General features: G+C 44.6%; 17 protein-coding genes. 10 read left to right on the plus strand and 7 right to left on the minus strand.

What is annotated here, in order from left to right; translation table 11 throughout:
• From ACE5CV_RS18990 to ACE5CV_RS19000, 3 genes are all read left to right on the plus strand, one after another.
• Window positions 1–1,322: pseudouridine synthase (locus ACE5CV_RS18990; RefSeq protein ID WP_374951779.1), on the plus strand; the 1,322-nt coding region annotated here is incomplete at its 5' end.
• A 638-nt stretch (window positions 1,323–1,960) separates the two neighbouring features.
• Window positions 1,961–2,563: a Crp/Fnr family transcriptional regulator gene (locus ACE5CV_RS18995; RefSeq protein ID WP_374951780.1), complete on the plus strand. Its 603-nt coding sequence runs from the start codon at window positions 1,961–1,963 to the stop codon at window positions 2,561–2,563.
• 120 nt (window positions 2,564–2,683) lie between these two features.
• The gene (locus ACE5CV_RS19000) at window positions 2,684–3,262 is read left to right on the plus strand and encodes a DUF308 domain-containing protein (protein ID WP_374951781.1); all 579 of its coding nucleotides are present in this window, start codon (window positions 2,684–2,686) and stop codon (window positions 3,260–3,262) included.
• 86 nt (window positions 3,263–3,348) lie between these two features.
• Here ACE5CV_RS19000 and ytxJ read toward each other — a convergent pair whose 3' ends face one another.
• The 3 genes from ytxJ to ACE5CV_RS19015 all read right to left on the minus strand — a co-directional run bounded on the left by ytxJ (window position 3,349) and on the right by ACE5CV_RS19015 (window position 5,238).
• The gene (ytxJ, locus tag ACE5CV_RS19005) at window positions 3,349–3,678 is read right to left on the minus strand and encodes a bacillithiol system redox-active protein YtxJ (RefSeq protein ID WP_374951782.1); all 330 of its coding nucleotides are present in this window, start codon (window positions 3,676–3,678) and stop codon (window positions 3,349–3,351) included.
• Between the two features lie 230 nt (window positions 3,679–3,908).
• Window positions 3,909–4,409: a 6,7-dimethyl-8-ribityllumazine synthase gene (ribH, locus tag ACE5CV_RS19010; protein ID WP_374951783.1), complete on the minus strand. Its 501-nt coding sequence runs from the start codon at window positions 4,407–4,409 to the stop codon at window positions 3,909–3,911.
• A gap of 154 nt (window positions 4,410–4,563) precedes the next feature.
• Window positions 4,564–5,238 (minus strand): tol-pal system YbgF family protein, encoded by a 675-nt coding sequence (locus ACE5CV_RS19015; RefSeq protein ID WP_374951784.1) that lies wholly within the window; start codon window positions 5,236–5,238, stop codon window positions 4,564–4,566.
• A 259-nt stretch (window positions 5,239–5,497) separates the two neighbouring features.
• Between ACE5CV_RS19015 and recF the strand changes: the two genes are divergently transcribed.
• Window positions 5,498–6,598 carry a DNA replication/repair protein RecF gene (gene recF, locus ACE5CV_RS19020; RefSeq protein WP_374951785.1) on the plus strand — a complete coding sequence of 367 codons (1,101 nt, stop codon included), beginning with the start codon at window positions 5,498–5,500 and terminating at the stop codon, window positions 6,596–6,598.
• The gene (locus ACE5CV_RS19025; RefSeq protein ID WP_374951786.1) at window positions 6,591–6,881 is read left to right on the plus strand and encodes a DUF721 domain-containing protein; all 291 of its coding nucleotides are present in this window, start codon (window positions 6,591–6,593) and stop codon (window positions 6,879–6,881) included. The genes recF and ACE5CV_RS19025 overlap by 8 nt, the downstream gene beginning before the upstream one ends.
• Before the next feature lie 2 nt (window positions 6,882–6,883).
• Here ACE5CV_RS19025 and ACE5CV_RS19030 read toward each other — a convergent pair whose 3' ends face one another.
• Window positions 6,884–7,084, minus strand: coding sequence for a hypothetical protein (locus ACE5CV_RS19030; RefSeq protein WP_374951787.1), 201 nt, complete (start codon window positions 7,082–7,084; stop codon window positions 6,884–6,886).
• 142 nt (window positions 7,085–7,226) lie between these two features.
• Entirely contained in the window at window positions 7,227–7,646 is a 420-nt protein-coding gene (locus tag ACE5CV_RS19035) for a nucleoside-diphosphate kinase (protein WP_374951788.1), read from the minus strand.
• Window positions 7,647–7,820: 174 nt separating this feature from the next.
• Between ACE5CV_RS19035 and ACE5CV_RS19040 the strand changes: the two genes are divergently transcribed.
• Genes ACE5CV_RS19040 through ACE5CV_RS19060 form a run of 5 tightly spaced genes read left to right on the plus strand, consistent with a single transcriptional unit; the run spans window position 7,821 to window position 12,697 of the window.
• Entirely contained in the window at window positions 7,821–8,831 is a 1,011-nt protein-coding gene (locus ACE5CV_RS19040) for a bifunctional oligoribonuclease/PAP phosphatase NrnA (RefSeq protein WP_374951789.1), read from the plus strand.
• A 9-nt stretch (window positions 8,832–8,840) separates the two neighbouring features.
• A complete protein-coding gene (locus ACE5CV_RS19045; protein WP_374951790.1) occupies window positions 8,841–9,797 on the plus strand; it encodes an FKBP-type peptidyl-prolyl cis-trans isomerase in 957 nt (318 codons plus the stop codon).
• Between the two features lie 55 nt (window positions 9,798–9,852).
• Window positions 9,853–10,827 carry an FKBP-type peptidyl-prolyl cis-trans isomerase gene (locus tag ACE5CV_RS19050; RefSeq protein ID WP_374951791.1) on the plus strand — a complete coding sequence of 325 codons (975 nt, stop codon included), beginning with the start codon at window positions 9,853–9,855 and terminating at the stop codon, window positions 10,825–10,827.
• Between the two features lie 47 nt (window positions 10,828–10,874).
• Complete coding sequence (locus tag ACE5CV_RS19055) at window positions 10,875–11,642, plus strand: TatD family hydrolase (RefSeq protein WP_374951792.1); 768 nt, start codon at window positions 10,875–10,877, stop codon at window positions 11,640–11,642.
• Window positions 11,643–11,677: 35 nt separating this feature from the next.
• Window positions 11,678–12,697: an asparaginase gene (locus tag ACE5CV_RS19060; RefSeq protein ID WP_374951793.1), complete on the plus strand. Its 1,020-nt coding sequence runs from the start codon at window positions 11,678–11,680 to the stop codon at window positions 12,695–12,697.
• Between the two features lie 4 nt (window positions 12,698–12,701).
• Here the strand turns inward: ACE5CV_RS19060 and ACE5CV_RS19065 are convergent, their stop codons facing one another.
• A complete protein-coding gene (locus tag ACE5CV_RS19065; protein WP_374951794.1) occupies window positions 12,702–13,412 on the minus strand; it encodes a LytR/AlgR family response regulator transcription factor in 711 nt (236 codons plus the stop codon).
• Entirely contained in the window at window positions 13,409–14,425 is a 1,017-nt protein-coding gene (locus ACE5CV_RS19070; protein WP_374951795.1) for a sensor histidine kinase, read from the minus strand. Before ACE5CV_RS19070 ends, ACE5CV_RS19065 begins: the two co-directional genes overlap by 4 nt.
• Between the last annotated feature and the right edge of the window lie 108 nt (window positions 14,426–14,533).

Raw genomic sequence — 14,533 nt, forward strand, 5'->3', positions numbered from 1 at the left:
CATCCTCATCAGCAGGAAAATCATTCGGGCAGGGCAGCCGCCCGTCAGATAATAAAAAAAGTTTCTCGGTAGATAAAAGGTCGTCATCGGCAGGCTATGCCAAGCCTGAGGGTGATAACGAGCGCCCAAAGAAAAGCTACGGCGGCGGTTCGACATCGTCATTTAGCGGCGGCGAAAAGAAAACCTTTGCGCCCAAAGGACGCCCTTACAGCGGCAGGCCTACAGATGCCGGCAGCGAACGCACCAACAGCAGGCCTTACGGCACCCGCTCTGGCGGCGGCGAAGGCGATGACCGCCCTAAACGCGGTTTAGGCCCGTCATCATTCCCCAATAAGAAAACATTTACACCAAAAGATAAGCCGTATGGCAGCCGCCCCACCACAGGCGATAGCGAAAGGCCTAAACGTGCCTTTGGCGATACCAGCGGCGAGCGCAAACCTTATAACCGCACGCCTAAACCGGGCAGCGGTACCGGTAAAAAAGATTTTGCCAATACTACATCGGGCTTTAAAAAGCGCGAGGATGGCGAAGGCGGTTTTAGCGATAAGCCTAAAACCACTATGCGCGGCCGTAAAAATCCGGTAGCAAAAACTAAAGACGATGGCTTGATCAGGCTGAACCGTTATATCGCTAACGCAGGTATCTGCAGCCGCCGCAAGGCCGATGAACTGATCATTGCAGGCGTGGTATCGGTTAACGGCGAGGTAATAAGCGAACTGGGCTATAAGGTTGACCCGCTAAAAGACCTGGTACGTTACAACGGCGAGGCCCTTAAACGCGAAAAGAACGTTTACGTGCTACTAAATAAACCTAAGGACTACATTACCACTACCGACGACCCACAGGAGCGCCGTACTGTAATGCACCTGGTTGAGAAAGCCAGCCGCGAGCGCATTTACCCGGTTGGCCGTTTAGACCGCAACACTACCGGTTTGTTATTAATGACCAACGATGGCGACCTGGCCGATAAGTTATCGCACCCGCGCAACAGCGTTACCAAGCTTTACCTTGTAGAGTTGAGTAAGGCGCTTACACAAGGTGATATGAACAAGATCGGCTTCGGTCTGGAGCTGGAAGACGGCTTTATAAAACCCGACAGCATATCGTACGTTACCGGCGGAACCAAAAAAGAGGTAGGCATACAGATACACAGCGGTAAAAACCGTATCGTAAGGCGCATATTTGAGTCGTTGGGCTATGACGTGATCAAGTTGGACCGTTCGGTTTACGCCAACCTGACCAAGAAAGACCTTCCCCGCGGACGCTGGAGATACCTGGATGAGAAAGAGGTGATCCAACTGAAGCACCTGATACAATCATAACAGGGATAAGGGATTTAAAGAATAGAAGGATCTTTTACAATATAATGAAGGCGGCAAGTGATTGTCGCCTTTTCTGTTAAACCGGGATTAAGCAGATTTACCAGATCAAAGCGATTTTAAATGCCTGGTAATGTTGACCGGCCCTTAAGTTACTGCCATCCTTAACGAAGAACTAATTTTCTACTTGCCCAGACAGGGATTGCTTCATACCTCGCGATGACACGTGAGGTGGAATATATAATGCAGGCTTAACAATAACCGCTCCTCTGCGGCATAGGTAACGCCCGGGCGGCACAGGCTCTGAAACACCACTAATTTACATAGGGCGGAACCAAGCCGCGTGTGTTTTCACAGTTATTTGTTTTTTACAAGTGTTCAAGAGGTGCTGCGCTCCGTTTCTTTGGTTCGTTTCTTTTTTGCGACAAAAAAAAAATGAACATCCACTGATGATTCATAATTAACTGGCTTTCCTAACAAAGAACTAACTTTCTACTTGCCCAGAGGGGGATTTGCTTCATACCTCACGATGAAGTGCTGGGGTGGAACTGATATCAGGATTGCTTCACTCATCATGACAATTGACCATCCCGCTTATCAGAGATTATCGATAGCTTTACCTGTAACTTACCATCCCTGGCATGAACGACAAACAGGAATTTTTGAATAAAGTATTAGGCAATTTTGCAGACTTGAACAAAACCGATGTCGCTGTTAGCTTAACATTCTGGCAAACAAGACATATTAAAAAAGGCGATTTTTTTAACATGCAAAGCTTTGTATGTACCGATCTGGCACTGATCATCAAGGGGGTTTTCAGGGTTTACTTTATTCATCCAAAAACGCACGACGAGCGCAACATGTACTTTTTCTCGGAAGGCCAGTTCCTGGTATCATTCCGCAGCTTTATAACGCAATACCCCTGTTACTACTTTATCCAGGCAATGGAAGATGCCGAGTTGTTATCAATCAGCTATAGCAATCTTCAGTACTTATACGGCACGCCTACCGGCTGGGAAAAATTTGGCAGGTTGATAGCCGAGCTGTTTTTTAATTACTCGCAATCCCGAACAGAGGAGTTTCTGTTCAACACGCCCGAAGAACGTTATCTGAAAATGATCCGCGAACATCCCAATATCATCAACCGGGTGCCGGCCTATCATATCTCCTCTTACCTGGGGATAAAAAATCCATCGTTAACACGTATCAAAAAACGGGTTCAGCAGCAAGAAGAGCAGCGCTAGCCAGTTATCACCCGTAAAAGTAACGTGTAGTGACAAAAGCCGCGCTGGTTTTCACTTAAGTGAAAAATAGTTGATTTATCGATCCGCACCTTTGTACTATCAATCAAAATAATCAAAGCCATGTCAGCCAATCAAATTCAAAATCAAACAATTAGCAGCGCGCGCCCATTGCGTACACTGTATTTCACACGTGTTACATTTTCGGTAATATGGGTTATTTTAATAGCGCTTTTTGCAAAATCATCACCTACATTAGCGGGAGTGCTGGTAGTTATTTACCCAGCCTGGGATGTAATAGGTACAATTTTAGATATCCGCGCCAACCGTAACAACGGCAACCTGATACCGCAATATATCAACCTTAACATAAGCATTATCGCTACCGTTGCGGTTGCCATTGCGTTAAGTAAAGGTATCCCGGCAGTACTGATTGTATTTGGTGTTTGGGCGGGGCTAACCGGGGCTATCCAGTTGATTCTAGGCTTACGCCGTCGTCGCTCATTGGGTGGTCAGTGGCCAATGATATTAAGCGGTGGGCAATCTATAATTGCGGGTATTGCCTTTATCGCCCAGGCCAAATCGCCAAATATGGGGATTGTTAACCTGGCCGGATACTCGGCATTTGGTGCCTTTTACTACCTGCTTGCCGCTATCAGCCTTTCAAAAGCTATCCATAAGGCTGATGCCGGTAATAATTGAGGATGCCATTACATAAAACAACAAAGGCCCGTTAACGGGCCTTTGTTGTTTTATGTAAAAATAATAATGATCCTGATTTGATTCTGTTACGCTAAAACGCTCAGCGTTTCATCAACAGAAATAGCACCATGCGACTGATCTAAGATACACTCGCCGCCTTTTATCAGCAATACCTGCGGCGACTCGTGGTGCACCTGGAAATCAGCCGCTACCTTGGCCGATAGGTCGCGGTGTTTAATAAGGTCTAAAAAGTAAAGGGGCATATCCTGTGGCAGGTTGTCCCAGTCAAGCTCGAAACGCCTTTTAGCCATCATACTGATAGAGCAGCGTGTGCTATGTTTAAAAATAAGGCTGTAGCCTTGTTGCTGCTTGATATTATCTATCTGATTGGCCGTTTCCAACTGTATCCATTCCATAAAACAAAGGTAAGTGTATAAACTTAATCTAAAGTAAATACAATGTAAAACTGCTTTAGGTTTTAGGAGAGTTAAAACGGCGGCAATTCGCTTATCGGCTGCGCGGGTACGATCCGTAGGCAGGGCACAATTTGTTAGAGCATGATGCCATGCTGCCCAGTGCTAAGGCTAAAATTGCTATGTATAAGATCTTCTTCATAATAGGTGCTGATCAACTTTATAGTTATACGTTATTTGGTGCCCAATGTTTCGGCCAACTTTGCCATTTTAATAGCGGTAACGGCTGCTTCGTCGCCTTTGTTGCCGTGCTTGCCCCCTGCCCTGTCAATAGCCTGCTGCTGATTATCAGTGGTAAGTACACCAAATATAACAGGTTTTGCGTATTTAATGGCAACATTTGTAATGCCGTTTGCAACAGCATCGCAAATAAAATCAAAGTGGCGGGTTTCGCCTTGTATCACACAGCCCAGGCAAATAACAGCATCAAACTTAGCGGTCTTTAAAAGCAGTTCGGCAGCGGTAGATAATTCAAAAGTGCCCGGCACGGGGTAAGAGTGTATATTAGCCTCCTGCGCACCATACTTAATCAGGGTATTGTAAGCGCCCTGGTACAAAGCGTTGGTAATTTCGGCATTCCACTCGGCCACTACAATGCCAAAGTTAAAGCCGGCTGCATCAGGTATGTCGCCCGCGGTTGAAAAATCAGATAGGTTTTTTAGTTGAGTGGCCATGAATTTGTTATTTCGGAATTCGAATTTTCAATTTCGAATATAATCAGAAGTTTGTGAATGCTATTAAACAAAAAATGTCCGATCCCGGATCAACGGCGAAAATTAATCCTGCCACTACATCCCAGATCGAACATTCGAAATTCGTGATCAATTATTACTTCGCTTCGGCGCGGGCAATATATTCATCAATATTTTGTGCTTCAGCACTTTCCGGATATTCCGTTTTTATTTTCTTGTAAGCTTCGGCAGCAGCTTTGTTATCGTTCTTAGCTTCGTAAACTAAACCCAGTTTCTTTAAATACAATGGCGATAAAAACTTATTGCCTGCTTTATCAGCTGCTTTTTTGAAATAAGTTTCAGCCTTATCCATGTCTTTCAGCTCTACGTAAGCATCGCCCACGCTGCCTAAAGCTTCTGCTGCAACCATAGCATCGTCGCCACGGTAGCTGTTTAGGTTATCGATGGCTTTGCGATACTCGCCTTTGTTCAAATAAGCGGTGCCCAGGTAAAAGTAAGCAAGGTTGGCAACCTTTGTATTGCTATAATCGCTGATGATCTTTTCTAAACCAGGGTAACCGGCATCACCTTTAATTGCTTTGTCCCAATCTTTTTTAGCCCAAAAATCCTGCGCTACGTAGAACTGGCTTGCTGCGCTAACTTCCCTTGGTGCCAGGTAAAGTTTTAGGTAGGCAATATATCCTAACACCATAACAACAATGGCTGCAGCTATAAATAACAGGCTTTTTTGGTTTTCTTGTACAAAGCTACCACTTCTCACAACTGGCTTAGTCTCTTCTGTGGTGTTTGCTTTAATCTCGGTTGCCGACATCTTTATTTAAAAATTAAGTTTGCAAAAATACGGTTTTCAAAACTTTTAACAAATTAAAATATTGCGTTTATTCAATTGAGCAATAGGCGGGTTAACCCGCGCAAACTGCCCTTTGCAAAAAGGCCGCAACACCACGGTTAAGCAGCCCGGCTCTTAAAAATCTGCACCTCATTTTGATGATGTTGATTAAGATTGATTTTAAAAACCGGTATTTGATCTGTTCAAACCGAGTTAAAAATCAGTAAATTTGCCCTCCCTTATGTACCTGCAGCAACTCTCGTTTATCAACTTTAAGAACTATCCCGAGGCCGAGCTTACGCTAAGCGAAGGGGTAAATGCTTTTGTAGGCAACAACGGTGCAGGCAAAACCAACCTGCTGGATGCGGTGCATTACCTTTCACTTTGCAAAAGCTACTTTAACCCTATTGATAGCCAGCAGATAAAGCAGGGTGCCGATTTTTTTATGATCAACGGCGTGTTCGAAAAAAATGGCAGCAAAGAGGTAGTTGCCTGCGGGGTTAAGCGCAATCAAAAAAAACAGTTTAAACGCAATAAAAAGGATTATCAGCGCCTTGCCGATCATATTGGCCTGTTGCCCCTGGTAATGGTTTCGCCGTATGATATCAGTATTATCATCGAAGGCAGCGAAGAGCGCCGTAAATTTATAGATAATGTTATCTCGCAAACAGATACCCATTACCTGGACGAACTCATTGCTTATAATAAGGTACTGGCCAACCGCAATGCACTACTTAAACAAATTGCCGATACCGGCCGCTATGACCCCGATCTGCTATCTATTTATGATGAGCAACTGGTAGCAAGCGGCAGCCGCATTTTTGGGAAGCGCCGGGCATTTATGGATGCATTCACCGGCATATTCAACCTACATTACCAGTACATTACCGAAGATGCCGAACAGGTAGAGCTCATGTATGAGTCGCAGCTGCTGCAAAATAACCTGGCCGACCTGCTGCGCAAAAACCTGGAACGCGACCGCATACTGGAGCGTACCACTGCCGGTATCCACAAAGACGACCTGCAGTTTAACATCCACGGTATGGCCATGAAAAAGTTTGGATCGCAGGGGCAGCAAAAATCATTTCTGATCGCTTTAAAATTGGCCCAGTACACTTTTTTAACGCAAAAAAAAGGATTTAAGCCACTGTTGCTGCTGGATGATATATTTGATAAGCTGGATGACGGCCGTGTTACCAAGCTGATGCAAATGGTATCTAACAATGATTTTGGGCAGGTATTTATTACCGATACCAGCCTTAGCCGGGTTAAGGGCATTTTTGATAAACTTAACGTAAACCTGAAGATCTTTAAAGTGAAGGAAGGTAGTATAGATGCGTAAAACGAACGACAAATCACTTAAGGAAGCTATTGAGCAGATGCTAAACGTTTACAAAATTAAACGCAAGTATGATGAGACAGGTATTGTGTTGTTATGGCCGGATATTGTAGGTAAATCTGTAGCTAACCGTACTAAAGAGATCTTTATCCGTGATAAGAAGTTGTTCCTGCGGATAGAATCGTCGGTGATAAAGAATGAGTTGGTGCTGATGCGCAGCCAGATCATTGAAAAGATAAACAAGGATGCAAAGACCGAACTGGTGGCAGATATTGTTTTTTTATAAGCTTACCTGAAACGGGAAACACGTACACGCTTGCTGATGTTGCGGAAAGCATCATCCATAATTTCTGAAAACACCACCAAAAATATTCCCGGGAAGATAAAGGCGAACTGCGCTTCGGGATGGTCCCTAAAAATACTCAGCGATACCAGGATTATAGTAACTATGACCAGGGAGTAAATAAGATATTTGATTAGTGTTCTCATAAAAGCGTAATTTATTGATGATGAACATCTAACGTAAAGCTAACAACAAATATCTTATAATACAACTATAAGTGGTATTATAATAAAAAAGGCGGATACAGCACGTAAGCTGCATCCGCCTTTCTATTAAATTTTACTGATATTAGAAACGCTCGAAAGCCGAGAAAAAGAAGTTACCTTCTATCTCTGCATTCTCATCAGAATCCGATCCGTGAACAGCATTTGCGTCGATAGACTTTGCAAACAGATTACGGATAGTGCCTGCATCAGCCTTAGCCGGGTCAGTAGCACCAATCAGTTTGCGGAAATCTTCGATAGCGTTATCTTTTTCTAAAATAGCCGCAACAATAGGGCCGGATGACATAAAGTTAACCAGGTCCTTGTAAAAAGGGCGCTCGCTGTGTACTGCGTAAAATTCGCCGGCTTTTTCAGGAGTTAACGCGGTGTACTTAAAAGCTATGAACTTATAGCCCGCTTTGCTTATTTGGTCTAAAATTGCACCAATGTGCCCGTTTGCAACAGCATCAGGCTTTATCATTGTAAATGTTCTGTTAGTTTTCATGATTGTTATTTTTTACAGCGGTTTTTGCCGGGCTTACAAGCCCTTTATCTCCTGCCGGATTTTTTAATTTTGGCGCAAAAATAGCGTTTTTTAGTTGATTATTAAAGCTATCGGCACAAATATGCTACACGTATTTAATTAATTTATTTAGCTTTGCGGCTCTTTTAAAATTTGATGTTGGATTTAGCCTCGCTTACTGAACTTTTAGATCAGCCCAGGAAAATAGTTATAACTACCCATCATAAACCCGATGGCGATGCTATGGGCTCGTCGTTAGGGTTATACCACTACCTGGTACAGCTTGGCCATCACGCTAAAGTGATCGCTCCGACAGATTATCCCGAATTTTTGGCATGGTTGCCCGGTAACGAAGAGGTGATCATTTACACCGAGAATCAGCAACAATCCGCCCAACTGATAGCCGATGCCGAACTGATATTTTGCCTTGATTTTAACGCTCTTGGGCGCATAAACGAAATGGGCGAACTGGTGGGTCAAAGCAGCGCATATAAAGTAATGATAGACCATCACCTGGATCCGCAGGATTTTGATGATTATCGCCACTGGGATATCCATGCATGTGCTACCGCGCAATTGGTTTATGATTTTATTGCCAATGTGCTGCACAAAAAAGAGTTGGTAAATAAGGATGTGGCCACTTGCCTTTATACAGGCATCCTAACCGACTCTGCTTCGTTCAGGCTGCCTAACACTACATCTGCTGTACACCGCATTGTTGCCGACCTGATTGACGCGGGTGCAGTAAACTGGAGAATTCATGAGCTGATATACAATAGTTCGTCAGAAAACCGTTTACGCTTTCTGGGGCACTGTTTGGCTAACCGGTTAGAGATACTGCCGGAATTTAATACGGCTATTATCTGGGTAACTAAAGCCGACCTGGACGAGTACGACTCTAACACCGGCGACACCGAGGGGATTGTAAATTATGCGTTGTCAATTGCCAGCATCCGCCTTGCGGCGTTCATTGTTGACAGGAAGGATAAAGTAAAATTGTCACTACGCTCTAAGGGCGAATTCCCGGCGAATGATATTTGCAAACGCTATTTTGAAGGCGGCGGCCACCGCAATGCGGCCGGCGGGCAATCAACCCTATCGCTTGATGAAACTATTAATAAATTCAAATCAATATTACCCGAGTACAAAAAACTTTTAATACAGTAAAGAAACAAAATGAGAAAAAACTTAATGTTTATTGCAATTGCAGCCATTGGGCTGGCAAGCTGCAAAGGTGGCTTTAAAACGGGCGACGGAGGATTGCTTTACAACATTCACGTAGATAAACCGGGCGCAAACCTGCAGCCAGGAGATTTTATCAGCCTTAACTTAACCTTAAAAAACGAGGCAGATTCTGTATTGGGCAGTACCTATGATATGGGCAACCCAATCAACAATATCATGCAAAAAGCACAGCAAAAAGGTGATGTATCATCAGGATTGCTAATGCTGAGCGAAGGTGACAGCGCAACCTTGAAACTGGCTATCGATACCATGTTTAAAAAAGGCGCGCCACGCCCGCCGGGCATGAAAGGTAAATACCTTATTTATGAAGTTAAGGTTGAAAAGGTAATACCTAAAGGAACGCTTACTGATGCTGTTTTCCAGGCTAAAGTTGCCGATTACTTTAAAGTACAGGCAGAGAAGATTAAGAAGGCAGAACCTGCCAAGATCAAAAAATTCATTGCTGATAAAGGTTTAAAAACCACTACCACAGCATCTGGCCTGCAATATGTAATTAACAAACCGGGCAGCGGACCGCTACCTGTTAACGGCGATACTGCTGTTGTAAATTACACTGGTAAATTATTAAACGGCAAATTCTTTGACAGCAGCCTTAAAGAAGAAGCGGTAAAAGCTAAACAACCGATGGATCCGCGCCGCCAGTTTGCACCGATACGCATTGCTATTGGCGAAGGCAAAGTAATTAAAGGCTGGGACGAAGGTTTACTGCTATTGAACAAAGGCGCTAAGGCAACATTTGTTATCCCATCTAACTTAGGCTGGGGCGAGCAAGGTTTCCCGCCTGCAATTGGCCCTTACACACCGGTATGGTTTGAGGTTGAAATGGTTGAGATTGTTAAACCAAACCCTAACGCTCCAAAACCACCGGTAGCGCCAGCGATCAGATAATAAAATTTATTATAGCAGCCTTCCGGATCATATCCGGAAGGCTTTTTTATGAAATATGAAGAACACTTTTTTCACCATCGCTCTTATTGTACTTGCTGTATTTAGCGCAGTCGCACAGGCGGGTATGCAACGCACTGCCAAAGGCGCGCTTTGCCAGATCATCAGCACGAATGCGGGCGAGAAGATCAAACAGAATGATGTGATCACCTTCCAGGCTGTACAGCGTACGGATAAAGATTCTATTCTGTTCAGCACCTATACACAGGGCCAGCCCGTTAAGGCACAGGTGCACCCATCTGCCAATATCGGCGACCTGATGGATGTTTTCCCGATGATGAGCGTTAATGACAGCGCTGTTGTAAAGGTTCCTGTCGATTCGATATTTAAAGGACACGAAGAGGCCCGCCCGCCATTTTTAGCAAAAGGCGGTAACCTCATCTTCAATATCAAGATTCTAAAAGTGCAGTCACTTGCCGATGCTATTGCCGAAAGAAACGCCGGACTGGAAAAACTAAAGATAGCCGAAAAAACAGGTGCTGATGCTTATATCAAAAGCAACAATCTGGCGGTAAAAACCACTGCCAGCGGTTTAAGGTACATTGTTACTAAAACAGGTGCGAAAGCTAAACCAATGCCCGGCGATACCGTGCAGGTTAACTACACCGGTAAAACGCTGGATGGCAAAGTGTTTGACAGCAGTGTAGAAGCCAATGCCAAAGCTGCAGGCCTGCAGCAACCGGGCCGTAACTACGAGCCTATTAAGTTCCCGCTGGGTGCGCAGGCAGTTATTGCCGGCTGGGACGAGGGTTTGCAGCTATTGAACGAAGGATCGAAGGCAACCTTTATCATCCCGTCTAACTTAGGGTACGGCGACCGTGGCAGCGGCGAAGCGATACCACCGTTCAGCACGCTGGTATTTGATGTAGAGCTGGTTAAGGTTAACCGCGCCAAACATACAGCGCCGGTTGTTAAGAAAGGGGCGAAAGCACCACTTAAAAAGCGAACCGCAGCTAAAAAGAAAATTAAATAATACCCTAAAGCCTTCTGCACAACAGAAGGCTTTTTTATTTTTGCACCATGGTGTTAACAGATACGCATACCCATTTATATTACCAAACCGATAATGTTTTACGGGCCGGTTTAATGCAGCGCTGCCTGGACAACAAGGTAGAACGCCTGTTTTTGCCTAATGTAGACACGGCTTCTATCCCGCTGATGTTTGATTTGCTTGATGCTTACCCGGCTAACTGCTACCCTATGATGGGCCTGCACCCCTGCTCGGTTAAGGCCGATTGGGAGCATGAACTAATGCTGATGCAACCCGCGATCCATAAATATACAATGTATGCTATTGGTGAGATAGGCATTGACCTGTATTGGGACAAAACCTTTCTAACGGAACAAATACAGGCTTTTAAGCTGCAGATAAAGTGGGCAAAGCAAATGAATTTGCCGATAGTTATACATTGCCGCGATGCCTTTGACGAAGTTTACCAGGTGTTACTGGATGAACAGGACGAAAAACTGCGCGGCATTTTCCATTGTTTTACCGGAACGCTTGACCAGGCCAAAAAAATAATCGCTTTAGGCTTTTATTTAGGTATAGGCGGCGTAGTAACGTACAAAAACGGCGGCCTTGACAAAATTTTACCGCAAATTGATCTGCGGCATATCGTATTAGAAACGGATTCTCCGTACCTTACACCCGTTCCGTACCGGGGCAAACCAAATGAAAGCTCTTATTTGCCGTACATAGCCCAAAAGGTTGCAGAACTGCACCAAATATCTATCGAAGCCGTGGCAGACATTACCACACAAAATTCGAAAAAGGTATTTGGTGTATAAATTAAACCGAATGTTTATCGTATAAACCTGATTTCATGAGCCAGATACTGATCATCTATACCGGTGGGACAATAGGTATGATGAGCGATCCTGTAACCAAGGTATTAGTACCCATAAATTTTGAGCAGATAATGGACAATGTGCCCGAATTGGAGAAGCTTAATTGCAAAATTAAGGTTCATTCGTTCGATCAGATCATTGATTCATCGAACATGAACCCGGCAGTATGGAGCGAACTGGCGGCGCTTATTGAAGCCAACTACGACAAGGTAGACGGCTTTGTGATACTCCACGGATCGGATACGATGGCATTCACCGCATCGGCCCTAAGTTTTATGCTGCAAAACCTGGATAAGCCGGTTATTTTTACAGGGTCGCAGTTACCTATAAGCGCGGTACGTACCGATGCTAAGGAAAACCTGATGACGGCCATTGAAATAGCCAAAGCCAAAAAGAACGAAAGATCCCGCGTGCCGGAGGTTTGTATTTACTTTGATTACAAGCTTTTCCGTGGTAACCGTGCATTCAAATACAACTCATCCAAATTCGAGGCGTTCCGGTCGCCTAATTACCCAATCCTTGCCGAGTCGGGCGTGCATTTGCGGTTTAGCGTAAATGATATCCGCGAGCCAGGTACCGGGCCGCTAAAAGTCCATAACCAATTGGTAAGCGATGTTGCGGTATTAAAACTGTACCCCGGCATTAGCCCTAAGGTAGTAGAAACGATACTGAATTCAGACGTGCGCGGCATAGTAATGGAAACCTTTGGAGCGGGCAACACCACTACAGATCAATGGTTTATAGACCTGCTTAAGAATGCCATAAATGCCGGTAAAGTGGTACTGGATATTTCTCAATGTAAGGTGGGTACGGTTGAACTGGGCCGTTACGAAACCAGCAAAGAGCTTAAAGATATGGGCGTTGCCAACGGTTTCGACATGACCTTTGAAGCCGCCGTTACCAAAATGATGTACCTGCTTGGCGAAATTGACGACCCTAAAGAAGTAAAACGCTGCCTGGAGAAAGACCTGCGCGGCGAACTTACAGAGTCGTGATTGTTTAAAACAGTCTTTGCCTGATCACCGCCATAAACGCATCCCTGAATTTGTCACTCACCGGGATCTGTTTTTGACCGATGTAGATGTGGTTATCCTGCACCTTATCCAGCATTTTAGTGTTTACGATAAACGAATTATGCACCCTTACAAAAGGTGCCGAAAGCTGCTCTTCTACTTCCTTTAACCGTCGGTATATCAGTATTTCTCCGGCAACTGTTGCTAATCGCACATACTCTTTCTCGCCAGCAAAATAAAGGATGTCGTTCAGAGCGATCTTACGCAAAACCTTGCCCGATTTTACAAAAAAGTATTCGTCGCTTGTAGTCGTATCGGTTGGATGAATTTGGAGCTGACTGCTAAAATTAGCTTCTATCTTTTGAACTGCCGCCAGGAAACGTTTAAGTGTTACCGGCTTTAGCAGGTAATCTATCGTTTGGAAGGCGTAGCTATCTGCAGCGTGCTCGGCGTAGGCGGTAGTGAACACAATCCTGGTATCCTTAGGCAGCAGCCCGGCCAGTTCGATGCCGGTAAGATGGGGCATGTTGATGTCCAAAAATATAAAATCAACTTTATGGGTCTTAAGAAAGGCGATCGCTTCTAAGGCGTTGTAGCACTTACCTGTTAACTGCCAGCTGGTTGTTTGGGCAATCAGCACTTCCAGCAGGTTAACGGCATTCGGCTCGTCATCTATAATAATGCATTTTAGGTTCATGCCAACGGGATGTTAAGTGATGCACGGTAAACGGTACCATTATTTTGCACGGCCAGTATAAGATCATCGCCATACAATAATACTAAACGTTTACGCAGATTGACAATGCCAAACCCGGCAGACTGGTGTACCCCGGCCCCGGCAAGCACCAGGTTTTCTGCCAAGAAAACAAGCCGGTTGCCCTCTTGCACTAATTTGATGGCGACTTTATTATTTGTGCTGGTTTTATCAATACCGTGCTTAAATACATTTTCAACAAAGGTCATCAATAGCATCGGAGGCAGGCTAATGCCCTGGTCAAAATCTTTCGTGAATTCCAGCTGGATACTATGGCGGATGCGGATTTTCTCCAGCGCTATATAATTTTCAAGGAACTGCAATTCTGTTGCCAAAGGCACCAACTGTTTGGGCGCTTCATCTACAAAGTATCGCATAATGTCGCTCAGGCGCTCTATCAGGCTGGCAGTCCGGGGCGATTCGAGGTAAGCTTCGTAGTAGATATTGTTTAAGGTATTGAACAAAAAATGAGGCTGCACCTGCGATTTCAGCAGGTTTAACTCAGCCTGCGTGCGTTGGGCCATGATCTCGTCCGACCGTTGCTTAAGCTTGAAATATTCTATCGCTATGCGGAAAACAAAGCTTAGCAGGAATACCATTATACCGCCTATAATAAAACTGGCAATGGCTTTAGTGGTCATCGGTTCGGGGTGCATGGCAAACCAAAGGTTGTAGGCGTACATGGTAATAAATCCCCTTATAACCCCTACCGCAGCCAGGAAAACAATCACCGACAGAACGTACCAGCCGTATTTGCTCTTTTGATATAATCTCGGGAAAAGCAACAAAATGTTTCCGTAAACAATAGCCACATAAAACAAGGTATTGAGCAGGGCGTAAACAAATGCTTGGGCAAATCCGTCCATTGGCAACAGCGACAGCATAACCGCCAGTAAAACGAAAACCCATACCAGCCACTGCAGTTGGTTGATGCCGGGTTTGAAAGACATTTGCATACTTAAAAGTACAAAGGTTTTTACTACAATCGGGTTCCTTTCAATACCAACCGTAATTTTCTAAACCGATTGACCGGAATTTTCAATCAGCGGCAATTTATGGCGGTT

This window comes from Mucilaginibacter sp. (genome assembly GCF_964263795.1).
GTDB lineage: Bacteria > Bacteroidota > Bacteroidia > Sphingobacteriales > Sphingobacteriaceae > Mucilaginibacter.